The organism is Leptospira montravelensis (assembly GCF_004770045.1).
In the GTDB taxonomy this organism is placed as follows: Bacteria; Spirochaetota; Leptospiria; order Leptospirales; family Leptospiraceae; genus Leptospira_A; species Leptospira_A montravelensis.
The window spans coordinates 396,117-418,449 of record NZ_RQFO01000004.1 but is presented as its reverse complement, the minus strand read 5'-3'; the positions used below and the strand labels follow the sequence as shown (position 1 = coordinate 418,449).

Sequence of the window (22,333 nt, the reverse complement as noted above, 5' to 3'; positions counted from 1 at the left end):
AGGCTACCCATATGAAGGGAAAAAAAGAAGTAATCGACATTTTAGCGGAAGTTCTAGCGGCTGAACTCACAGCCATCAATCAGTATTTTATTCATGCAAAACTCTGTAAAAACTGGGGATATTTGGAACTTGCAGAATACCTCAGAAAAGAATCCATTGAAGAAATGAAACATGCAGACGAAATCATCGAAAGAATTCTTTTTTTCGATGGCATTCCCGACCTGCAAAAATATCTAAAAATCAATGTTGGCCAAACAGTTCCAGAAATGTTGGACCATGATTTACAACTAGAATACAATGCAGTCGAACGTCTCAACCGAGGAATCGATATCTGTGTGGCTGCAAAAGACAATGGGACTCGTGAACTTTTGGAAAAAATCTTAGTTTCCGAAGAAGAACATATCGATTGGATTGAAACACAAAAATCCATCATTGATTCTATCTCTCTTCCTAACTACTTGGCCCAAAAATTAGGAGATTCGGAATAAAACCTACTCACCCCACTTACCATGCCATTTGCGGAGAAGGTCTTTCTTCGCTTTTGGAGTCCGAATTAAAATCACACCATCTCAAAATTAACAGTTCCAACCGAGGTGGAGTTTTTTTCTCAGGAAAAAAAGAAGATGTGATTCAATTTGCCATTCAAACCAAATTTGCTTCTCGCATCAACTTACAGTTGCTACATGAAAATGCAGAAACCTACGATGAGTTTTATGCCAAAACCTGCGAATTACCTTGGGAAAAATACATTGGCCCAGATGTAAGTTTTCGAATTGATGCAGAAACCAAAGACAAATTAAAAAACTCAGAATTTACAATGCATCGAACCAAAGATGCAGTTCTCGATCGCCTGCGAAGTAAAAAAATTCCGCTTCCTGAAATTGAAAAACGAATGGCAGATATCACCATCGTGGTTCGTTCCCATACTGACAAGTTTAGCATTGAACTTTCTCTTTCAGGAGATCCCGTGGGAAGACGTGGGTACAGACTTTTTGCAGGAAATGCCCCAGTTAGAGAACCCATTGCGCAAGCCATGTTAGAAATATCTGGATGGAAAGAAGGAAATACATTAGTAGATCCTATGTGCGGATCAGGAACTATCCTCATTGAAGCGGCGCTTCGGGAACGTTTGTATGGAGAGATCAATCGGTTTCTATTTGCTGAATCTCCCGTATTCCAAATTCTTTTTCCTACTTATGTATTTTCTGAAAGGAAAAAAGAAAAACCAACCAAACCTCATCTTTTTGGATTTGATATTGATCCAGAAGCTGTTCGTATCGCAAAAGAAAATGCTTATGAAGCCGGAGTGGAAGACTTTGTTTCCTTTGAAGTGGGAAATTGTTTGGAGTTAAAAAACAATTTCGGAAAAGAAGGCCATGTGATCACCAACCCTCCTTATGGAGAACGGATTGGAAAACCAATGGAAGATTTAAAAGAGATGTACTTTCAATTTGGAAAGGTCATCAAAAATGAATTTGGTGGTTGGAAGTTTACAGTCCTTTCAGGCGACTTTTCCCTTCTCGGAAAATTTGGTCTGAAAGAAAATGCACATTTAAGTTTAAAACATGCAAACCTCAAAGCAAAAATTGTGGATTACGAAATCAGAGGGGGGAAATGAATTCCAAAGACGTACTCAGCAGAGTCTTTGAAATCACAAGAGATCCAAGAGATGGTCTTCTTTTCTTAAAGGAATTCCAATCTCTTTCTCCTGAATCCTTTGCCATCCTATATGCCGACACAGAAACTATTTTTGATAGTTCCGAAGCCTTATTTTCTGACCTTAAACTTCTTTACCAACTGGATCTTTTTCCTTTTGTCATACTGGAAGTTGATAGTTTTCAATATTTGAAAGTTTTTTTCCCACTCGAACAAACCAATATCGATGGAGAAAAAAGCCTTGGTTTTTCCTACCAAGTCGTAGATCGTAACCTTCCACTCAAAGAAGAAGTCTCAAGGATCATTGCTCAGAAAAAAATACCCATTTTACTCTGGGAGGATGAATCTGAAAAACTTTCTGCACTCATTGACAGATGTCGCTCCATCCTCCATTCTTCAAAGGTTATTTATGTTTCCATCGATGGACCCCTAAAAGAGCCTAACTCTGGTAAGGTGAAATCTATCTTACAAAGAGATTTCCATTTATCTCTTCCGGAAGGGGTGACACTTTCTAGGTCACAGGAGGATTTTTTCCAACTTTCTGAAGACCTATTGTCAAAAATCGAAGATCCAAAATTCAGCATTGTCCTCACTTCCCCCTTTACCCTACTGACTGAACTTTTCACAGTGAAAGGAAGTGGAACACTTGTTAAGCGAAAAAATAAAATTAGAGTTTGTCATTCCACAGAGGATGTGGATATGCCAAGAGTTTTCCAACTCATTGAAGAATCTTTTGGTAAACCTTTAAAACCAGAATTTTACAATACTAAATTTGATGTATTATTTTTAGAAGAGTCCTACAGAGCCTGCGCATGGTTGCAAAAAACAGAGCATGGATTTTTACTTTCAAAGTTTGCTGTCAATGGAGTTGCAAGAGGAGCCGGTGTGGGTCGCGATATTTGGGACCAAATTTTAGAACATTGTAGACCACTATTTTGGCGCAGTAAACCAGACAATAATATCAACAAATGGTATATGTCTATCGCACAAGGAATCGAAAAGGATGAAAGTTGGTATTATTATTGGTTGGGTCTTAACCAATCACTCATTCCCGCTACCATCCAAACCTTAAAGTCACAACCCGAAGATTTTTTTCCAAAATAAAACCAACCATATGCAATCACAAAATGCAGTATTAGTATACGATGGGAACTGTGGGTTTTGCACCCGCCTTGCTAAATCCATTCGCGAAAAAACAAAAGACCAGATAACTATCGTTTCTTTTCATAAACTGACTGACAGTGAGCTGCAGTCGATTCACAAACAACTAAGTAGAGATTTGTGTGCCGGAGAGGTCCAGCTCATTGAATCAGGGATACGTTATCCAGGATTTTTTGCAGTCAGACAACTCATCTGGAAAATGGACATATACAAATACTTTAGTTTTTTATTGTACTTGCCCCTCGTCCCATTTTTGGGAATGGGAATTATGTATTTTTTAAAACGATATAGAATTAAACTTTCGTAAGCCGTTCTTTGTCCAACCGGGAAAGTCCCGTGTAAAAATCTTCCCGAGCGACTAAAGCCAGTAAATTACCTTCTATCACCTGTTTTTTAGATTCCTCGGTTTTTGCTGTTTCTTCAATGAGTTCAAACATTCGTTGGCTATGGCCTTCATCTGCATCCAAATTCACTTGAAAAAATTTACCTTCCGGCAAAGTCATTTCGGTTTTAAGTTTTTTATATGCAGCTGAAATCTGTGAATATTCTAGTTTTAATAAGTATTCGTTTGCAGGTCCCAATGCCCCCAGTCCATAAAAAAATCCTTTCTCTATAATAGATTCCATCTTATCTAAATAAGTTTTTGTTTCTGGCAATAACTGATGGTTTGCAAAATCAAAGTTTAATTTTGTTAAAAATTCAATTAAGATGGATACATGAGTGTCGGCAATTTTACCTTCACCGAGTTCTCCCCAAATATTCTCCACAAGAACTATCTTTGCATTTTGGTCTCTCGTTTTTGCGGCAACTAATAGAAACCAATCCACAAATCCGATGGACACGAAGTATTCTTGGCTTAACCATAAAATTAAGTCATTAAAACTCATAGAGACATTTCGTTCTAATAACCACTGCGACCTGAGGACAGGATGAGTTTCTACATCCTTTTTTAAAGTTTCAACGATATTCATAGGTTTCTATCCTTTGCGTACTTGTAACGATGATGATGTTGGTATTCTAAAAACCCCAATTCCAAACAGTGGTTTAGGAGTTCAGGGTAAGACTTCCCGTTTTTTTCCCATAACAAAGGTAATGTGGAATACACAGAGGAAAAGCCTGGTGTTGCATTCACTTCCAATAGATAAGGGAGATCATTTTCCAATTTAAAATCAATACGAATGTAACCTGAACTTTCTAAGACATTTGCAATTTGTAATGCATAAGTTTGGAGAGAGTTTGATAGTTCTTTTGATACTAAAAAGTCTAAGGATTCCACAAAACTTTCCTTGGATTTTACAAGATCACTATAAACGAATCCAGGATAATCAACAAAGGCAGGGACCGTGGCCATGTAACTCCCTTTGTTTCCGATTACACCGATCGTAAGCTCCCTTCCTGAAAGGTAAGGTTCAACAAGGAGGTGATTGTATTTTTTAAGAAGAGTTGGTATTCGTTTTTCCCAATCTGATGTTGTTTGGATCAGGTTTTCTTCTCCAATTCCAATACTAGATCCTTCTCCATTTGGTTTTACAAATAAAGGAAAGTTCTCCGGCGGAGTATGATTTTTATCTTTCACAAGCCAAAAATCAGCAGTAGGAATTCCAAAGGATTTCAATAATAGTTTGGTTTTATATTTATCTAAGGTGAGGGTTTGGACGGAAGCGGAACTTCCAGTATGAGGAACTGCCAAATATTCGCATAACGCTGGTATGTAGGCTTCTCTATTTGGCGAATGGTATCCTTCCACAAGATTCCAAACGATCCAACGGCTTCTGTCTCCTATGGGAATGTTACAGAGAACAGAAGTGATCTCTGTAGGATTTGATAAAACAGCTACTTCATAACCCAATGCCTGGATGGTAGTTTCCATTTTTTGGATGGTCTCTTCGGATTCCCATTCCTGAGAAAGTTCAGGTGTGTTTGGATCATAAATATCGCAAGCAAGGATAACCGTACCTTTCATAATCCAAGTGTCTCCAACTCTTTTTCACTCAAAACAGGATAATAAGATTCTTTATTGGAATCAATTGGTTCAAAAGATAAATGGATTTTTTTGGTGACTGCCGATCGAAATACGTGTTGACGCGTTTTTGGATTGTACCCCAAATACCAGTTAGGTGCAATGGTGATTTTTCCACCTCCACCAGGAAGGTCGTTTACAAATTGCGGAATCCCCATCCCTCCAATTTTTCCCCTCATATATTCTACAATTTCAATTCCACGAGCCAGTGGAGTTCGAAATCCTCTGGAACCTGGAATGAGTTCTGGATCATATAGATAATAAGCACGAACCCGCATCTCTAGCAGTTTTTTATGAAGAGTAAGCATAGTTTCTTCTTCATCATTGATGCCTTTTAAAAGAACGGACTGGTTGCCCACAGAAACTCCTGCTTTTAATAAACGAAGGATAGCTTCTTTCGATTCTTTTGTGCATTCTTTGGGATGGTTGAACTGGGTATTACAAAATATGGAAAGTTTGTCGTTATTATAAGTTTCTATGATTTTGCATAAAGACTCTGTGATGCGAAATGGCAAAGTGACTGGATTTCTTGTTCCCAATCTACAAATTTTTACATGAGGGATGGAATTTAATTCCGAAAGGATCCACTCAAGTCTAACATCTGCTAAGTTTAAAGGGTCTCCACCGCTAATGACTACATCTTCAATTTCTGGATGGTTACGTATGTAATCGAATGCCTTTTCCAAATCCCCTTTTTCCATTCTTTCTTCACTCGAGGATACCTTTCGACCACGCATACAATGACGGCAATACACACTACAAGAATGGTTAGAAAATAAAAGCACCCGATTGGGATACATATGGGTCAGTCCACGAACAGGACTTAGTCGTTCTTCATCCAAAGGATCGGCACTTTCTTCCGAAGAGAGAACTGCTTCTTCCGATCTAGGGACAATCATTTTTCGTATCGGGCAATTGGGATCGTCTGGACTAGACAAAGATAGATAATATGGGGTGGTAGAAACATGCAAACGAATGGTTTCTTTAATTCCTATGATTTCAGATTCCGAGAGAACAAAATACCGAGAAAGTTCTTCACCTTTCACTCGATTTTGTAACTGCGAGGTAGGATCCGTCCAATTTGTCCGGGAATACAACTCTTCGCGTGCCTTTAGAACATCTGATAAACTGCTTTGCACGAGCATAACTTCCAATTCCTTACTTGCCAAGAGACCGCCAAATTCTTTTCTGGTGGTAATGCAAGAAAACCGCCTGGGGGAAATCCGCATGGTCGCCTTCGATGTCGATGGGACCTTATTTTCCTCAGAATCCATAATCTTTAAGACGTATGTGCAGGCAATCGAAGAGTTTGCGCAAAAGACGGGAAAAATCACGTCCTTACCCAGTCACGACCAGATTATGAATGAAATTGGAAAACCAGTCCGCACCATCTTTAAAAACCTTTTGCCGGAGCTTCCTGAACCCGAAAGGGACCAAATTTCGGGAAGGGTTCTAGACCTTCTCTGTGACTCGATCCGTAGCGGTGGTGGGGATTTTTATGCAGGTGTTGGATCTACCATCCATTATCTCAAAGAAAAGGGATACACCATCACTTGTGCCTCCAACGGAAGAAAAGCTTATATAGAAACCGTTTTGGATACCGCAGGCGTTTTACAATACTTTGAACCTATCGTAGTCATCAACCAAGACACCATTCATACTAAGGGAGAAATCCTCGCAGAGTATGTTCGCAAATACAATTTAGAACCTAGTTCCATTGCCATGATTGGGGACAGACATAGTGATTGGGAAGCAGCAAGAGAAAATGGATGCCCTTTTGGCTTTTGCACTTACGGACATGGCCTTCCCGGCGAAATACCTGATTTTGATTGGAAATTTAACGATTTACCCACTTTAAAAGAATTTTTTTAAATTCGAAACTCACAGCTTTTCCGACATTGATACTGTGGCGGTACACCCCCAAATCCAAGAAGACAAATGGAAATCATTACGCTATTTAATTGGCGGGATCTTTCTTGTACTGGTTCTTATCGAAAAATCAATGGGATTTGATCCCAAAGCCACAGGAAATTTCCTTCCCAAACAAGGCTTTCGCAATCTTGGAAAGTCACTTGAAAAATCCAAATTTGCAGAACCATCCGATCCCTTTTCTAAAGAAACTTGGGAAGAGGATTTAAACTGGGAAGAAGAAGTATTGACCCAAACCTTCCCCGATGCAGACCCAAAACAAAAACCCCATTCAAAACTAATCGATGATACCATTCCAGAAATCACTCTTCCAGAGGATCGTTTTCCAGGTGCCGGCAAACGCCTGCAAGCGGATGCAGGTTACTTATCCGTATATTTCCTAAAATTTTATGGAACAGGAAAGAATAGTCAGTCCCAACTAGTCAAACTATCTAGGGAATTTCAGGGCGGCGACCCCATTGCCTTTTTATTCCAAGAGTTAACCAAAGGTCCCAATCCAGAAGAAAAAGGAAAAGGGGTTCTTTCGGCCTTGTCAAAAAAAATCCGTATGGAGCCAAATTATCGATTGGAAAACGGAATCCTTCACCTTTCCATTTCGGAAGATATTGGTTATGGAGGGAGTATGGAGATCTTAAAAGACAGACTAGACCAAATTGCCTTTACCATGATTGGAAATTTTGGAATCAAAGGAGTGGTACTATATTCTAATGGGGAAAGGATTCGAACTTTAGGAAGTGATGGTTTGACCATGCCAGAAGTTCTAGCCAAAACCCAAAGAAAGGTAATCATTTTTTGATCCATGAAATGGTTTACAGATCTTAGATTTTCTGTAACTTTAGCTCTGGCTCCATATGCGTAGGCATACATTTAAAAGATATTTCTTTGTTTTTCGTAAAATGTTTTTACGAACCTACCATCCTAGTTTCACCGCCACCAATATTTCCGATATAGGCTCTTCTTTACAGATTTTTAGTGTGATGACGGCCTTTACTTCCATCATCTCTCTTCTGTTTGTCGATTCCCTTGTCCGAACCAAGGAAGCTAGTTTCTGGATTGCTTTTTTTCGAATCTCATCCCTTGCCATTTGTTTCTTTGTGTATCTCTTTGGTAGAAAAAGAGTCAAATTATACCAAAAACATATCTATGGAATCACAAGCCTTGTTCTCATTGGATTAATTTTACTTTATATACCGATGATGGTGTATGATAAACCAAACCACGCATATTACCTGTTTGGTTCTGCGATTGTGATCGCCAGTGCATCGATTCTTCTTTGGATCGAGCCGTTTCGGATATTACTTCTATCCACTCTTTATATTGCAGTATTCATTCCCTTACATTTAAACTTTTCGCGTATCCAAGGTTTTGATCGTTTTGTTTTTTACCAAGACGTACTCATTGTATCCTTTTTACTTGCCTTTGGATTTGTGGCTAACCTCCTTATCAACTACTGGAGATTTGAAGAATATAGAGTAAAGGCAAGGTTACGTATCACTGTAGGAAAATTACTTCGGATCAACCAAAAAATCGAAGACCTCTCGCGAGTGGATTCGATGACAGAACTATTTAACAGACGTCATCTGCTCGAGCAGTTTGATCTCTATAAAAAAAGATCCAACCGAGAAGGTTTTATTATTGGACTTGTGATTTTAGATTTGGACCGACTCAAAGCAATCAATGACAAGTATGGTCACAAACAAGGTGACCTTGCCATCCAAGCCTTTGCCAAAACGGTAAAATCCAGAACAAGAATTACAGACATTGCTGCTCGAATTGGGGGGGATGAGTTTTGTTTATTAGTCTCTCCTATCGATAAAGAGGGATTACAGGTGCTTGCCGAGTCGATTCGAGAAAAATTGGAACGTTTGCAAATTCCCATCCACAACCAACCGGGGGAATCGCTTACCTTAACTGTTTCGATTGGGGCCACGCTTTTCCGACCGGAAGATGATCCGAGTTTTGACGAACTTTACCATAAAATTGATACAGCGCTCTATACCTCAAAAAATGAAGGAAGAAATCGAATCACCCTCATCGAATCTTAAAAAAAAGATCGACAAGTTTGGATAAGGTCCTTATTGTTGAAATTGAGACTGATTCTCAGTTTATGTCCAAAACGGATAAGGTGTAAAACTTCCAAAGATGGGTGAAAGCCCGTCTTTTTTTTTATTCCGCACCGACTCGATTGCCATCGTAATTTTCTTCATAAAGTAAGTTCCTTCGGATGGGTTGAAATCCCCCTTCTTTCAAAAACTTTCTGGCTTCCTTTTCTGTTTTTAATCCAAAAGAACGAAGTACATTTTCTTCAATGACAACCGAGGAGATATCATCAGCCCCGGAATAAAGTGCCAGTTGCCCGACTCCTTTTCCAAGCACCATAACTGATGTTTCAATATGTTTGATATTATCTAAAAAGATACGACAGATTCCAAGAACCTTCAAATACTCATGTGTAGGAACTGGCCTTACTTTAAACCGTTTGGTTTGTGGTTGGAAGGTCCAAGGAATAAAGGATAAAAATCCACCTGTACGATCTTGCAGGTCACGAACCACTCGTAAGTGTTCAATCACTTCTTCTTCTGTTTCTTCTGAGCCAAAAACAACATTGGCAGATCCAAGAAGTCCCACTTCGTGGCAGGTTTCCATCGCCCTAACCCATTCGGATACGGTAGCCTTTTTAGGTGAGATAATTTGACGCATTCTTTCTGTCAAAATTTCTGCACCGGCACCCGGAACCGAATCAAGACCTGCTTCTTTTAAGATTAATAATACTTCACGGAGAGGTTTTCCTGTAATGGTTTCTAAATTGATCACTTCCACAGGAGAAAAGGCTCGGATATGCATGTTGGGGTATTTTGTTTTTACAGTGCGAATTACATCTAAATAATAATCAAAGGGGAGATTCGGATACACACCACCTTGAAGGAACATTTGGTCGGCTCCTTCTTCCACAGCGTAATCCATTTTTTGCAAGATCTCTTCTTTGGAGAGGACGTACCCTTTTCCATTTCCAATTTCATCCATAAAGGAACAAAAACTGCATTCGACATTACAATAATTGGTGTAATTCACCACTCGAAACATGGTATAACTAGCTTGGGTGTGCGGTCTGACCTTTTCGCGGAGAAACCTGGCCACCATTTGGATTTTAAGGAAATCACCTGTTTTGTAGAGGATGAGGGCCTCTGCAGGAGAGATACGTTTACCTTCTACGGCATTCAAAAGAACGGCATCTGCAGGGTCATTTGGGCTTAGGGAAAAAGAGGCTAAATTCATGATCTCTACCTACTTGGACAGGAAATCTGCTGACAGATCCCTGTAAAAACCGAATTTTCCTGGACATTCATTTTTCTATACAAATCCTAGGAAATACCAAACACCTTAAGGGCATAAACATAAATGGATATCGGAAGAATACTCTTTCACCTATTATTCACAGCATTTTTCGTCGTGGCAAACATTGTCTTTGTACGCGCCATCCTTTACAGGCTCGGACTCATCTTCAATGGTCGTCCTGCTTTCTTCAATGAAGATGCGAAAAAGAACCTAAATATTGGATTTCGTTTAAAAAGTTTTTTAATAAACGTTGTCCTACAAAAGAAAAATTTCCGAGAACCAGTGCGCGGTATCATGCACGCATTTGTATTCTACGGATTTCTTGTGTATACCATCCATACCACAAGCCAAATGGTTGCTGGTGTATTTGGCTATGTAATGGACGATCCTTACAAATTTGCTCTTCCAGATTTTCTTTTCGGAGAAGCGGCAAACCATATTTATGAACAAGCAGTAAACTATGTTTCTATCCTGGTTTTAACCGGTCTTGGATTCTTTGCTTGGAGACGTTGGATCAAAAAGGCCAAAGGTCTTGATGTTCACTCTCCAGCCTCTGCGATCGTGATCAGCATGATTGCCACACTTATGGTTACCACCTTACTTGGGAATGGTGCTAAAACCGTTGCGGCTACTTACTTCACTCATGCAGGTCTTATTGATGGAGCCATCGGTTCCGTTTGGGAATCTATCGGTGTTGCAAACTCTTCTGCCGATATCGTTTTCCAAATCATGTGGTGGGGCCATATCATCACTGTATTCTCGTTTATGTTGTATGTTCCTACATCTAAACATGCTCACTTAATTTTTGCACCTTTTAACTACTTCCTTGCAACTGACACTCCTAAAGGCCAACTTTCTAAACTCAATTTAGATGATGAAAATGCAGTTTGGGGATCAAACCGTGTAGAAGATTTCCCTTGGCCAAACTTACTTGACGGTATGTCTTGCATTGAATGTGGCCGTTGCCAGGTAGAATGTCCTGCCAACAGAACTGGAAAAGTTCTAAATCCAAAAGCCATCATTGTAGAACTCAAACACCAAATGTTAGAGAAAATGCCAGAAGTAGCAGCAGCTCGTGCTGGGAAAACTCCAGAAGAAGCAGCGGAAGCAGTTGCGGCATTAGAAACGGGAGTCATCAACTCACACGAAGGCCTGAGTGAAGAAGCACTTTGGGGATGTACAACTTGTTATGCGTGCGTCGAAGCTTGCCCAGTGGGAAATAACCAAGTAAATGCTATTATTGAAATGCGCCGTCACTTAGTTCTTGCCGAATCTAAAATGAGCCCAGAACTTCAAAAAGCATTCACAAACATGGAAAATAACTCCAATCCTTGGGGTGTTGGCGCTCATACAAGAGCTGACTGGGCTGAGGGACTCAATGTAAAAGTCCTTTCAGAAGCAGAAGACAAAAATGTGGATGTACTCTATTGGGTAGGTTGTGCAGGTGCTTTTGATGAAAGAAACAAAAAGATCTCTCGTGACTTTGTTAAAATCATGCAAAAAGCGGATGTGAACTTTGGAATACTAGGAACCGAAGAAGGATGTTCTGGAGACTCGGCACGCCGAGGTGGTAACGAATATCTTTACCAAACATTAGCACAAACCAACGTAGACACCATCAACGGATACGGTATTAAAAAAATTGTAACGGCTTGTCCACATTGTTACAATACTATCAAAAACGAATACCCTCAATTTGGTGGTAACTTCGAAGTCATCCACCACTCCGAGTATATCAACCAACTATCAAAAGACGGTAAAATTGATGTGAAAGTGGCAGATGATGCTAAAACTGGAAAATATACTTACCACGACTCTTGTTACATCGGTCGTTATAACAACAATTACGACAACCCTCGTGATGTTGTGAAAAAAGTATCCGGTGGGAAAATTGAGGAAGCAGTAGACCATCACTCCAAAGGACTTTGTTGTGGAGCCGGTGGAGCGCAATACTGGATGGAAGAACACGTGGATGAATCCAATCCAGAAAGTATGCGTGTCAATAGCAAACGTACAGGACAACTTCTTGATACAGGTGCTACTACCATTGCCACTGCTTGTCCATTCTGTATCACAATGATTACAGATGGTGTGAAAGCTGCTGAAAAAATTGATTCTGTAAAAGTGAAAGACATTGCAGAGTTAGTAGCTGAGAACATCGACTAACAACATCTAGGTCTTTGGGAAAAATGAAACTTCATAATTCCCTAAAGACCAATTTAGTTTTTAATTGGAAAAGGTGGAGGGAAACTTCCGCCTTTTTTATATGTAAGTTTCGAAAATTTCCATATACCTCCTTTCTTTTATTTCTATTAATCATACAGCTATTATTTTCTAATTCCTTATCTGCTGAATCCAAAAAGGTCATTCATCCACCGGAAGGTGATGGAATTACTATCATTGTAGAAAAAGGACAAACACTCAGTATCATTTCGAAAACCTATTTAGATGATCCAAGGAAGTGGAAGGAACTACTCAAATCCAATCAAATTGATAATCCGAATCTTATCATACCTGGAATGAAATTATGGATCCCTGCAAGTTTGGGAAAAAAACCACTAGCGGATCTACAAAGGTATTCAGGAAAAACGGAAGTTTTGAAAGTTTCGCAAAAAAGTGCCGACTGGGCGGGAGCAACAATTGGTGAAGGTCTATATGCCAAAGATGAAGTAAGAACCTTTAAAGATTCAGAAGCACAATTCCTTTTACTATCAGGATCTCGATTTGAGGTTACAGAGAATAGTCATGTGATTATGGAAAAAGGAAAATCGGATTCGGAACCAGACGAACTTTATCTTAGAAAAGGAAGGATACGTTCCATCATACAAAAAAAACCATCCACGAACCAACGGATGTTTCTTTTAAAAACTGATTCTGCAGTATCCGAAGTAAAGGGAACGGATTTTCTCACCGAAGTGGATTCTTCTGGTAACACCACTCTCAGCTGTTACGAAGGACTTGTGGCTGTGACGGCACAAAATATTACTGTCAATGTTCCAGCTGGCTTTGCCACCTTTGTAGAAAAAGGAAAACCTCCTTTGAAACCATTCAGTTTACCTGAACCACCCGAACCAAAAGAAGAATGAATTTTTTAATTCGATTTCGGATCTTTGTATTTTTATTCCTACTTATAAACGTAGGATTCTTTTTTCCTATTTTTTCTGAATCAAAGACCATCAAGTTTACTTTAGAGCCAGAGAGAGACGATATCATTCAATATGAAATTGAATTATGGAAAGCACCTAACTTCGATTTAGAAATTCCATTTCGTGTTCTATCTAATCCAGGAAAAATCCAACTATTTATTCCGAATGGATATGAATATTTTCGCATTCGAGCCGTAGCCAAACGCCAGGTACGTGGATTCTGGACGGATCTTTACTCTGTTAGCTCCTTTGGGAAATCAAAACCTAAAGAACCAAACAAAATTATTGCCCGAAAACAAGTCACATCTGATGTATTGGTTCCCATTCTAAACAAAGAAGGAACCAATCATTTTTATTTAACAGAAAATAAAATCCAAGTAAAACCGATCTTAAATCATCCAATGAAAACCACCATTCGTTATCGTTTGAATGGTGGACCTTGGTTTGTCACAAGAGAACCAGAACTTTCTTTTACAAAGGATGGAGATTATAAACTTGAATACCAAGTAACTAATGAACTTGGAGTTTCTGATTCAATACAAGTATGGGATTTTAGTGTTGATTTAACTCCACCTAACACGGAATTTCATTGGCAATTACCTCTCTACAGGAAATCAAGTTCCTTTTTTGTCGGTCCGAATACAAATTTAGAACTCCAATCCCAAGATGCAGGTTCGGGCCTCGATGTAATTCGGTTTCGTACCATTTGTGGTAAAAATCCGCCATCCGATTGGTATCTTTGGGATAACAAAAATTCTTGGAAAAACATAGTTCAGTCTTGTTCGGAAGATTTGGATTTAGAAATATCAGCTACAGACAAATTAGGAAACGAAGAAGTTCCTAAAAAAATACAAATCAAACGTTTTCCTAAGGAAAACTAACTAGTGTATTCTGGCAATAGAGTTCGGGATTTATTTGATCACTTTCTTTATGTAATCAAAACAAAATCATTTCTTAAATTATTCCTTTCTATCATCGCTTTTTTAATAATTCCATATTTTATTCTCGTCTCTTCGATGATCTACTCGCAGTATAAAGAAGCTTTGGACTGGAATCAAAGATTCCAACTCATCCGAATCCAACTCCTTGCCATTGATTTAGAAAATCAAATTAGAGAACAAATAAACAAAGATATAACCGAAAGGAAAACCATTGGCATTGTCCCACTCAGTGAACTTCCGGAGATCATGAATCATTGTGCTCCAAAACCGTCAGATTATTCTCATTTATTAGAAATTACGTTAATTCAATGTAATTTGGGTTCGGAAAAAAAATCATATTTATTAGTCTTAGATGGTAAAAATTTATCTATTCATTCAGCTGGTTTTTTAGAAGATGCATTACTCGATTCACCCTATAGTGATCCGAACGAAGGACTTTTTCTCCTCGGGGACCAAGGAAATTTCGGCATTTCTGGTTTTATAGAGGATGATTTTTTAGTATCAGAATTTTGGTTATCAGATGTAAAATCCTCTTTGCAAACTCATTCCAACCTACCATCACTTCGAGAAACAAAAAAAGAGGAGATGGATTATTTTGTAGCTAGTTATCCGATGTATGGACTTCCCATTCAATTATTTATTGTTAGCCCCAAAGATCTTGTTTTGGTTCCTATCAAACAATCATTAAAAAAGAATGTTGGAACTTTAATTTCTTTACTATTTTTATCCTTTGTATTTTCGATTGCCATCTCCTTACGAGAAATTGAATCAAAACAAAAATTAAAACTACTTTTACAAGAATTTCCTCATGCAGCCATCCTATATGACTCAAAAGGAAAAATTCTTTTAGAAAACTTAGAAATCGAAACCAAACTATTAGTCACTAATCTTTTTCGAGACCAATTATCTGTTAAAGAATGGGTTGAAAAAGAAGTAAGTTTGTTTTTACAAGATGAGTCCAATTTAAAGTTTGATCAAACCAAACTTAGAAAGGAGGAATCTGAGTTTTATTCCGCGGATGGATCTATTTATTTACTCGAGTTTACTTACCAACTTTGGTTTTTGGAGCAAAGATACCGATTTGCTAGTGGTGCGCTTGTTCTAATTCAAAACGTAACCAAAAAACGTTTAGAATTCGAAAAGGAAATGGAATATGCCAAAGATTTACAAAAGAAGTACCTACCCAATCGAATCATCATTTTGCCTAATATAGACTATGAAGTTTTATATAAACCACTGATCCAAGTCGGAGGTGATTATTACGATTATATTGATTTGGGAAATAACCGTTCTATCTTTGCACTTGGCGATGTGATCGGGCATGGAGTAAAAGCCGCGATGATGATGACTGTTTTAAGAGTGCTTTTTCATCAAATTGTGAAAACAGAATCTGATCCAAAACAAATACTTAAAAAAATGAATGAAGGCGTTTCCACTAATTTTCCAGATCCTTATGCGTTTGTCCCTTTCTTATTTCTACTATTTGATTTTAATCGAAATACAGTATTGTATGGGAATGCAGGTCATCCGGGAATGTTATATTATACGGAAAACCAGGTCCATTGTCCTGAAAAATTAAATCCTATGTTTGGAATGCTTCCTAACATAGAACCTAAAGTTTTGGAATTTCCATTGAAAAAAAGCGACCGATTTTATCTTTTTACAGATGGATTAAAAGATGTCGAAAACTCAAAAAATGAGAAACTCTGGGAAAAAGAACTTTTAGATTTTTTTTCCTCTATGAAATCAAACCATATGTCCCTCATCAAACAAGAGTTAGAGCTAAAAATTAGGTCATATTCTGAAGGAATCCCTTTCCTAGATGATATCACCTGGATTGGGATTGAAGTAATTTAGTTCAATCTTCCAACGGAGGATTGTCTAAGAGTTCAATTCCTTCATTGTTTTTATGAAAATAATTCATATCCCATTCGGTGTCAAAAAGAAGTGCCATATTGCCAAATAAATCCTCCACCAAATTTGCATTTGAAGGGATTTTCGACCTATCTTCCTTTTTAACCCACCTAGATATTCCATAAGGTAAAATATGAATAGAAGTGTCTGCACCATATTCATCTTTGAGTCTACGTTGGAATACTTCGAACTGGAGTTTTCCCATAGCACCAATGATAGGAACACCACCACCTATAGTTCGTGAGGTGAAAAGATGTAAAATTCCTTCTTCCGCCAATTGGTCTAAACCTTTTTTAAAGGATTTTAATTGTAAGGTATCCTTACAAGAAATAGTGGCAAAAAGTTCAGGTGCAAAACTAGGTAGAGGACGAAGCGGTGGTGTATTTCCTGTTGATAAAACATCTCCAATTTTATAGGTTCCTGGATTTACAAGTCCGATAATATCACCAGGATAAGCAAGATCCACGGTATTTCTATCTTGGCCAAAAAAGGCGAAACTGGAAGAAAGTTTGACGGGTTTATCTAAACGGTTATGATTTACGTTTAACCCGCGTTCAAACACTCCAGAACAAATTCGTAAAAAGGCAATCCTATCTCGATGTGCCTTGTTCATATTAGCTTGGACTTTAAATACAAAGGCACTAAAAGGAGCATTAATAGGATCTAAATAATTTCCATCGCGAAGTGGGATATGATCAGGTCCTGGCGCTAATTCTAAAAATTTATTTAAAAAAAGTTCAATCCCAAAATTATTTACCGCCGAACCAAAGTAAACGGGTGTTTCTTTCCCTAATAGAAACATATTTTTATCTACTTTACCGATTCCATTTTCCACCAAATCGATTTGTTCCCGAAACGCAGTCACAATTTCCGAATCGAACTGTTCATCCAAACTCGGATCGTTCGGTCCCGCCATACGAAAAACCGCTTTTTGTTTTCCCCCAGGAGTACGATCAAAAAGGAATAATTGTTGGTCTCTTAGATCATAAACACCTTTAAAATCGAATCCTGTTCCGAGTGGCCAAACATCTGGCACAGCTTTAATTCCAAGAACCTTCTCAATTTCATCGAGAAGCGCATAAAGGTCCTTAGTCGGACGATCCATTTTATTGATGAAAGTAATGATAGGAATTCCACGGTCACGACAAACGCGGAAAAGTTTAATGGTTTGGGGTTCGACCCCTTTACCGGCATCTAACACCATAACTGCCGTATCTGCAGCCATCAGGGTTCGGTAAGTGTCCTCCGAAAAATCTTCGTGACCAGGAGTATCTAAAAGATTTAAAATGCTGTTTTTATATTCGAACTGGAGTGCTGCCGAAGTGATAGAAATTCCCCTCTCTTTTTCCATCGCCATCCAGTCGGAGGTGGCAGACTTTCCTTCTTTTTTGGCCTTAACGGCACCGGCAAGTTGGATAGCACCTCCGTAAAGAAGTAACTTTTCTGTCAGGGTGGTTTTTCCCGCATCGGGGTGAGCGATGATGGCAAAGGTTTTTCGGCGGCGGACTTCTCGTTCAATCAGTTCGGGAGACATAACTTGAGTTCCATTCTGTCTAAATTTGAGATTCTGTCGAGAATAAAGAGGAATCTCCTTTCCGATTCCTTAGGAAGGGGTTGACTAATAGATTATGTCCCATTAGATTGGGGTTAGAGGGACTGTCTTTGAGAAAGTTATTATCATTTTTCTTTCTATTGGTAAGTACACAAATTTTCCCTCTGGACTTCCCTAATTTTTCACTAGGGGAAGAAAATGCCAAGGAAGAATTTAAACGCGGTCTTACCTACAAAAATGCGAGAGAATACTCAGCTGCAAAAGAACGATTCCAAAAGGCAGTTAATTTAAAAAAGGATTTTCATCTAGCCAGGTTAGAACTTGCCAACAATTATTATTTGTTAGGTGAATGGGAAGAAGCATTAGATGAATTAGAAATTCTTGCGACCAAAGCAAAAAATGATCTTTTGATTGTAAATAAAATTGAAGCACTCCGATTGGCAATTGCTGGGGGAGTCACAGATAAAGAAAAAATATATTTTAAAACGATTGAGGGAGATTCCATACGTGGATATCGATTTCGTAATCCAGTAGATATTACTTTTGATGAAGATGGAAATTTCTATGTAGCAGGATTTGATACTTCTAATATAATAAAATTCAATGCTGCAGGTAACCCTATTTCTAACTGGCGTGGTGGATTAACAAGAAAATTAGATCGTCCAGTCTCAATAGCATACCATAACCAAAAAATATATGTAGCCGATTTTGCACGCGATGAAGTTCTACTATTTGATCTTTCTGGAAGTTTTTTATCTTCCTTTGGGGGGACTGGAAAAGGACAAGGCCAATTTCGAGGGCCTTCATCCCTTTTTATCGATGCCAGTGGAAATATATTTGTAGCAGATTCAGGAAATGCAAGAATTCAAAAATTCAATTCTCTTGGAAAATTCATTCTAGAATTTCAAGGTTCAGGAAATTCTAAATTAGCTAACCCATCTGGAATCACCATTTTTGATGGAAAAATTTATGTAGTGGATAAGGAAAATCTGCGTGTGATTACTTTCGATGGTGATGGAAATACTTTAAATATCATTGAAAAACCTGAGTGGAAAAAGCCAAGAAGTATACGCATTTTAGATAATCAAATTTTTCTAACAGATGAATTAACAGGAATATGGACCTACTCTCTGCTAAATGGAGAATGGAGGCAACTAAATAAATTCAGAGATAAAAAGGGAGTATACCGAGTTTTATTTAGACCATTTGCTACGAATATGGATTCCACGGGTAGTCTCTATTTTGTAGATTTTGGAAAACACCGTATTGATATTTTTTCACAGAAAAACCACTTACTTTCAAACTTAGATTTAAAAATAGAATCCATTGATACATCAGGATTCCCCGATATTCATATTTACACTCGTGTTCGTAACCGTGCGGGTAAAGAAATCATCGGAATTGATCGTTTGAGTTTCAGAATATTCGAAAATGACAATATGACTCCCCTCTTCTCTTTAGCAAAAAAAAGCAAAATAAACGACAAACTTAGTGTTGCTTTAGTTTATGAAAATAGTGAAGGATTAAAAAAAGGGAAACTTGCTCTTGAAGATGGACTTTTTCCATTTTTTCGTTCCTTACATGATACTGACAAAATTTCTCTGTATCGTGCAGGAAAGGATAGTAATTTAATTTTACCAGAAACCGTTTCCCTACGTGATATTTTAGCAAAAATAAGAGACAGTGTTCCTGAAGAAAAATATAACTTCGGGAAAGCAAGTATCGCCGCCTTACAAAAACTTTCCCTTGAAACAGGACCTAAAGCCCTAGTATATTTAGTTTCAGGTGAAAGTAGAGAAGATAGTTTCTTACAATATCAAAAATCAAGAATAGTGGCATTTTCAAAGGCACATTCTATTCCAATTTACGTTTTATCTGTGAATCCCAATCTAAATTTAGAAGAATCCTGGTCCGATATGACTGATCCAACAAACGGTCGTTATATTGTTCTTGACGGAGAAGGTGAAGAAAGGGAACTTTATAAAAAATTAAAGTCTCATATTGACTATCGATATATCCTGTCCTATAAAACAGACACAAATCCTGAGCTTATCAATCGATACATCAAATTAGCAATTGGTGTGGAACACAGAGGAGTGAAAGGCAGGGATGAAGGAGGTTATTTTGTTCCAGAACCTCGTTAAATCCATTTTTTTGCTCCTAACTATAGTTTTACTATTATTAACTGTAAATGTTTTGAGCGCTGAGACAAGTGCCTTAGAAGATATTGCAGAAGGCAAACGATACCAGTCAGAAAACAACTGTAGAAAGGCAATTCAATTCTTCCAGTCTGCTCTTCAAAAAAACAGAAACTCCGTCGAAGCAAAATTGGGAGTTGCGGACTGTAGTTTTCGTTTGGGTGCTCTTCGAGAAAGTAAAAAATTTTTTATGGAAATTCTCGATCGTGAACCCAAGTTTATTCCTGCTATCGTAGGTTTATCTGAAATTTATTTATCAGATTCTGATTTTAATTCGATAACAAAGCTGATAGATCCTCTGCTAGCAGAATTTCCCAACCATACTGGTTTACGAATCACCGAGGCTAAATCACTACAAAAACAAGGAAAAATTGATTCTGCCATTTTCAAAATAAAATCATTAGCAAAACGATTAGATGATCCTTCTGACTTATTGTTAATGTTGGCTGAATTATATTTTACTAAACAAAACTACACTGATTCATATAACGCAATTGATTCTTATACTAAAAAAGAACCGAATGATCCAGAAGGATTTGCATTCAAAGCAAAAGTTTTGTTATACCAAAACTATTTTTATCCCATTCAACTGAAATCGGTATTACCATTGGCAGAAGAAGCTATTCAAAATTCGATAAACCTAGATGCAAAAGGAGAGCAGGCGAGATTCTTTTCGGTTTATCATGATATCATTCTTGCAAACATAGCTAGTGATAAAGAGATAAAAAAGCGTGCGTTTCGTACCATTTATGAATTAGCTAGAGAATTTCCCGAGAATCAACTTTATCATAGTTTGGAGGCAAACCTTGCCTGGGAATTAGACGAAACAAAATTTGCTACTTACCATTATCGTAGAGCTTTACAGTTGGACGATTTAGATGAGATTCTTCGTTTTGAAGCGGAAGAATATTCGATTGCGAAGGAAAAGGAAGAATCAAAATTACGTAGGGAATTGGGTGATTATAGAAGAGATCGATTTTATTCTGAAAAACATTCTTTGTATCATAAAAGTTCCTTATTCCACTTAAAACGTGCTAGAGACCTTAGCCCGCAAACGCCAACCATTCGAAAAGAAATTTTGGAATTTTACAACCAAACAGGGGAAACTGCAAAATATACTAATTTGTTGCTTCGTCTAAGAGAAGAAGATCCAAATTCCTTTAAACTCCAAAACAAACTAGAGTTTTCGATTAAAAATTTAAAAGAATCAATAGAGTTTCGCGAAGGATACATTCAAATTGATCCCAATATGATTCAGGAAAATGTGCAGAGATTTAGTCCCGAAGTTTATGTTTTTGATCTTGAATCAAGTTTACCATTTCCTTATCATTTACAAGCAGGAAGACTTTTAGCAGACGCATTTAGATATAATTTGAAACAGATGCAAGCCGTTCGTGTTGTTGAGGGAGATGAGTTTAAATTGATTCGTAATTTACTAAAAGAAACGAGTTACCACCCTTTTTCACAAACTATACCCTTTACCATTGATAACCTTCATCTGCTTGATACAAAAAGAAAAAACGCAACAAAAATTCGTTATGTAGTTCATGGAAGATATCAAATCAAAGATGGTGATATTCGTTTGGATGTTTCTGTGTATGATAGAAACAGTCTGAGAGACATTGCCACCTGGTCTACAAACCAGAGGGGACGAGATAGTCTGCCTACTATCATTCATCGATTAGCAGAAAGAATTAGAGACCTGCTTCCCAAGGAAGGTAAAATCTTAAAAGTGAAAAAGGATGAAGTAATCATTTCACTCGGAAAAGACGATGGATTACAAAAGAATTCCAAATTAGAATTTCATAGAAAAGGAAAACCATTATTCTCCGGTGAGATTATTGAATTAGGAAAATCAATTTCCTCCGTAAAACCAGTTGTCAGGGGATGGGAAAAAGAACTGGCAACCGGAGACGATGTTATTCTTTCCACGGACTCTCAAACAGAGAAGAAAAGTAAGTAAGGATTTCTTCAGAAATTCGTTCTTCTTTAGTTTCTGTCAGATTTTGAATTTCCAGTTGGCAAACATTCTTATGGAAATACGCTGAGCTCACTCCTTCTCTTTGAAAACAGTTTGATAAAATTGGTCTTAACCGGAAAAAGTCTTTTTCTTCTAAGTAAATGGAGTCTTTGGTAAACTCATAGTTTGAAATTAGCTTATGAATTTCTTTACGTGGTGTCCTTTCCCAATGCAAATCCACGTTTGGATAAAAATAGAATCTCCCAAATTCAAATTTAAGTTCTCCCAAAGAGAGAAGTTTCATTACTCTTTCATCCTCAAAACGTATGAAACCAGAATCGGAAATGATTTTATCAGTAAATCCAACAAGCACTGAACCGACTCCGCTTTCATTACGTTTTAATTCAAGGAGTAGAACCTGGGCTTTGCCTTTTTTTCCCGATTCTTCTTCGATTCTATTTTTTGCTTCGATCGAGATTGTTAAATCTTGTTTTCTTTTTTTAAATGGAAACCACATCAT

The 22,333-nt window shown here is 37.8% G+C and carries 19 protein-coding genes; 13 read left to right on the top strand and 6 right to left on the bottom strand.

The genetic code is table 11. The annotated features are described in order from the left end of the window. Positions 1–11 precede the first annotated feature (11 nt). From bfr to EHQ31_RS02845, 4 genes are read left to right on the top strand one after another with little or no spacing between them, the layout of a single operon-like run. Positions 12–488 (top strand): bacterioferritin, encoded by a 477-nt coding sequence (bfr, locus tag EHQ31_RS02860; protein ID WP_135569399.1) that lies wholly within the window; start codon positions 12–14, stop codon positions 486–488. Beyond that, positions 470–1,618 (top strand): THUMP domain-containing class I SAM-dependent RNA methyltransferase, encoded by a 1,149-nt coding sequence (locus EHQ31_RS02855; protein WP_420844105.1) that lies wholly within the window; start codon positions 470–472, stop codon positions 1,616–1,618. The genes bfr and EHQ31_RS02855 overlap by 19 nt, the downstream gene beginning before the upstream one ends. Next, a complete protein-coding gene (locus EHQ31_RS02850) occupies positions 1,615–2,760 on the top strand; it encodes an acetylglutamate kinase (protein ID WP_135569395.1) in 1,146 nt (381 codons plus the stop codon). The genes EHQ31_RS02855 and EHQ31_RS02850 overlap by 4 nt, the downstream gene beginning before the upstream one ends. A gap of 10 nt (positions 2,761–2,770) precedes the next feature. Then, positions 2,771–3,124: a DCC1-like thiol-disulfide oxidoreductase family protein gene (locus EHQ31_RS02845; protein ID WP_135569393.1), complete on the top strand. Its 354-nt coding sequence runs from the start codon at positions 2,771–2,773 to the stop codon at positions 3,122–3,124. On the opposite strand, the gene EHQ31_RS02840 is transcribed toward EHQ31_RS02845, so the two are convergent. Genes EHQ31_RS02840 through EHQ31_RS02830 form a run of 3 tightly spaced genes read right to left on the bottom strand, consistent with a single transcriptional unit; the run spans position 3,111 to position 5,982 of the window. Next, positions 3,111–3,788, bottom strand: a complete 678-nt coding sequence (locus EHQ31_RS02840) for an iron-containing redox enzyme family protein (RefSeq protein WP_135569391.1) — start codon at positions 3,786–3,788, stop codon at positions 3,111–3,113. The two genes, EHQ31_RS02845 and EHQ31_RS02840, sit on opposite strands and share 14 nt — an antisense overlap. After that, positions 3,785–4,780 carry a D-alanine--D-alanine ligase family protein gene (locus EHQ31_RS02835; RefSeq protein WP_135569389.1) on the bottom strand — a complete coding sequence of 332 codons (996 nt, stop codon included), beginning with the start codon at positions 4,778–4,780 and terminating at the stop codon, positions 3,785–3,787. The genes EHQ31_RS02840 and EHQ31_RS02835 overlap by 4 nt, the downstream gene beginning before the upstream one ends. Further along, positions 4,777–5,982 carry a KamA family radical SAM protein gene (locus tag EHQ31_RS02830; RefSeq protein ID WP_135569387.1) on the bottom strand — a complete coding sequence of 402 codons (1,206 nt, stop codon included), beginning with the start codon at positions 5,980–5,982 and terminating at the stop codon, positions 4,777–4,779. The genes EHQ31_RS02835 and EHQ31_RS02830 overlap by 4 nt, the downstream gene beginning before the upstream one ends. 82 nt (positions 5,983–6,064) lie before the next feature. Between EHQ31_RS02830 and EHQ31_RS02825 the strand changes: the two genes are divergently transcribed. From EHQ31_RS02825 to EHQ31_RS02815, 3 genes are all read left to right on the top strand, one after another. Next, positions 6,065–6,709, top strand: a complete 645-nt coding sequence (locus EHQ31_RS02825) for an HAD family hydrolase (protein ID WP_244247242.1) — start codon at positions 6,065–6,067, stop codon at positions 6,707–6,709. Between the two features lie 34 nt (positions 6,710–6,743). Next, positions 6,744–7,562, top strand: a complete 819-nt coding sequence (locus EHQ31_RS02820; RefSeq protein WP_135569383.1) for a GerMN domain-containing protein — start codon at positions 6,744–6,746, stop codon at positions 7,560–7,562. A 100-nt stretch (positions 7,563–7,662) separates the two neighbouring features. After that, entirely contained in the window at positions 7,663–8,811 is a 1,149-nt protein-coding gene (locus EHQ31_RS02815) for a GGDEF domain-containing protein (RefSeq protein ID WP_244247241.1), read from the top strand. Between the two features lie 121 nt (positions 8,812–8,932). Here the strand turns inward: EHQ31_RS02815 and mqnC are convergent, their stop codons facing one another. Continuing rightward, a complete protein-coding gene (gene mqnC / locus EHQ31_RS02810) occupies positions 8,933–10,042 on the bottom strand; it encodes a cyclic dehypoxanthinyl futalosine synthase (protein ID WP_135569379.1) in 1,110 nt (369 codons plus the stop codon). Between the two features lie 123 nt (positions 10,043–10,165). Here mqnC and EHQ31_RS02805 point away from each other — a divergent pair, with 123 nt between their 5' ends. The 4 genes from EHQ31_RS02805 to EHQ31_RS02790 are packed head-to-tail and all read left to right on the top strand — an operon-like array spanning position 10,166 to position 16,046. Continuing rightward, a complete protein-coding gene (locus EHQ31_RS02805; RefSeq protein WP_135569377.1) occupies positions 10,166–12,268 on the top strand; it encodes a (Fe-S)-binding protein in 2,103 nt (700 codons plus the stop codon). Positions 12,269–12,291: 23 nt separating this feature from the next. After that, on the top strand, positions 12,292–13,188 hold the full coding sequence (locus EHQ31_RS02800; RefSeq protein ID WP_135569375.1) for a FecR family protein: 897 nt from the start codon (positions 12,292–12,294) through the stop codon (positions 13,186–13,188). Further along, complete coding sequence (locus EHQ31_RS02795; RefSeq protein WP_135569373.1) at positions 13,185–14,129, top strand: LBF_2017 N-terminal domain-containing protein; 945 nt, start codon at positions 13,185–13,187, stop codon at positions 14,127–14,129. The genes EHQ31_RS02800 and EHQ31_RS02795 overlap by 4 nt, the downstream gene beginning before the upstream one ends. 3 nt (positions 14,130–14,132) lie before the next feature. Further along, positions 14,133–16,046, top strand: coding sequence for a PP2C family protein-serine/threonine phosphatase (locus EHQ31_RS02790; RefSeq protein ID WP_135569371.1), 1,914 nt, complete (start codon positions 14,133–14,135; stop codon positions 16,044–16,046). Between the two features lies 1 nt (position 16,047). Here EHQ31_RS02790 and EHQ31_RS02785 read toward each other — a convergent pair whose 3' ends face one another. Next, complete coding sequence (locus EHQ31_RS02785) at positions 16,048–17,637, bottom strand: peptide chain release factor 3 (RefSeq protein WP_135569369.1); 1,590 nt, start codon at positions 17,635–17,637, stop codon at positions 16,048–16,050. A 128-nt stretch (positions 17,638–17,765) separates the two neighbouring features. Between EHQ31_RS02785 and EHQ31_RS02780 the strand changes: the two genes are divergently transcribed. Next, positions 17,766–19,799 carry a 6-bladed beta-propeller gene (locus EHQ31_RS02780; RefSeq protein ID WP_135569367.1) on the top strand — a complete coding sequence of 678 codons (2,034 nt, stop codon included), beginning with the start codon at positions 17,766–17,768 and terminating at the stop codon, positions 19,797–19,799. Beyond that, positions 19,780–21,816 (top strand): tetratricopeptide repeat protein, encoded by a 2,037-nt coding sequence (locus EHQ31_RS02775; RefSeq protein ID WP_135569365.1) that lies wholly within the window; start codon positions 19,780–19,782, stop codon positions 21,814–21,816. The genes EHQ31_RS02780 and EHQ31_RS02775 overlap by 20 nt, the downstream gene beginning before the upstream one ends. On the opposite strand, the gene EHQ31_RS02770 is transcribed toward EHQ31_RS02775, so the two are convergent. After that, entirely contained in the window at positions 21,773–22,333 is a 561-nt protein-coding gene (locus EHQ31_RS02770; protein WP_135569363.1) for a hypothetical protein, read from the bottom strand. The genes EHQ31_RS02775 and EHQ31_RS02770 overlap by 44 nt on opposite strands.

Coding starts and splice junctions, on each gene's coding strand:
- EHQ31_RS02785 (WP_135569369.1), bottom strand. CDS start 17,637: ATGTCTCCCGAACTGATTGAACGAGAAGTCCGCCGCCGAAAAACCTTT.
- EHQ31_RS02800 (WP_135569375.1), top strand. CDS start 12,292: ATGAAACTTCATAATTCCCTAAAGACCAATTTAGTTTTTAATTGGAAA.
- EHQ31_RS02825 (WP_244247242.1), top strand. CDS start 6,065: ATGGTCGCCTTCGATGTCGATGGGACCTTATTTTCCTCAGAATCCATA.
- EHQ31_RS02840 (WP_135569391.1), bottom strand. CDS start 3,788: ATGAATATCGTTGAAACTTTAAAAAAGGATGTAGAAACTCATCCTGTC.
- EHQ31_RS02830 (WP_135569387.1), bottom strand. CDS start 5,982: ATGCTCGTGCAAAGCAGTTTATCAGATGTTCTAAAGGCACGCGAAGAG.
- EHQ31_RS02850 (WP_135569395.1), top strand. CDS start 1,615: ATGAATTCCAAAGACGTACTCAGCAGAGTCTTTGAAATCACAAGAGAT.
- EHQ31_RS02835 (WP_135569389.1), bottom strand. CDS start 4,780: ATGAAAGGTACGGTTATCCTTGCTTGCGATATTTATGATCCAAACACA.
- EHQ31_RS02795 (WP_135569373.1), top strand. CDS start 13,185: ATGAATTTTTTAATTCGATTTCGGATCTTTGTATTTTTATTCCTACTT.
- EHQ31_RS02805 (WP_135569377.1), top strand. CDS start 10,166: ATGGATATCGGAAGAATACTCTTTCACCTATTATTCACAGCATTTTTC.
- EHQ31_RS02815 (WP_244247241.1), top strand. CDS start 7,663: ATGTTTTTACGAACCTACCATCCTAGTTTCACCGCCACCAATATTTCC.
- EHQ31_RS02770 (WP_135569363.1), bottom strand. CDS start 22,333: ATGATGTGGTTTCCATTTAAAAAAAGAAAACAAGATTTAACAATCTCG.
- EHQ31_RS02845 (WP_135569393.1), top strand. CDS start 2,771: ATGCAATCACAAAATGCAGTATTAGTATACGATGGGAACTGTGGGTTT.
- bfr (WP_135569399.1), top strand. CDS start 12: ATGAAGGGAAAAAAAGAAGTAATCGACATTTTAGCGGAAGTTCTAGCG.
- mqnC (WP_135569379.1), bottom strand. CDS start 10,042: ATGAATTTAGCCTCTTTTTCCCTAAGCCCAAATGACCCTGCAGATGCC.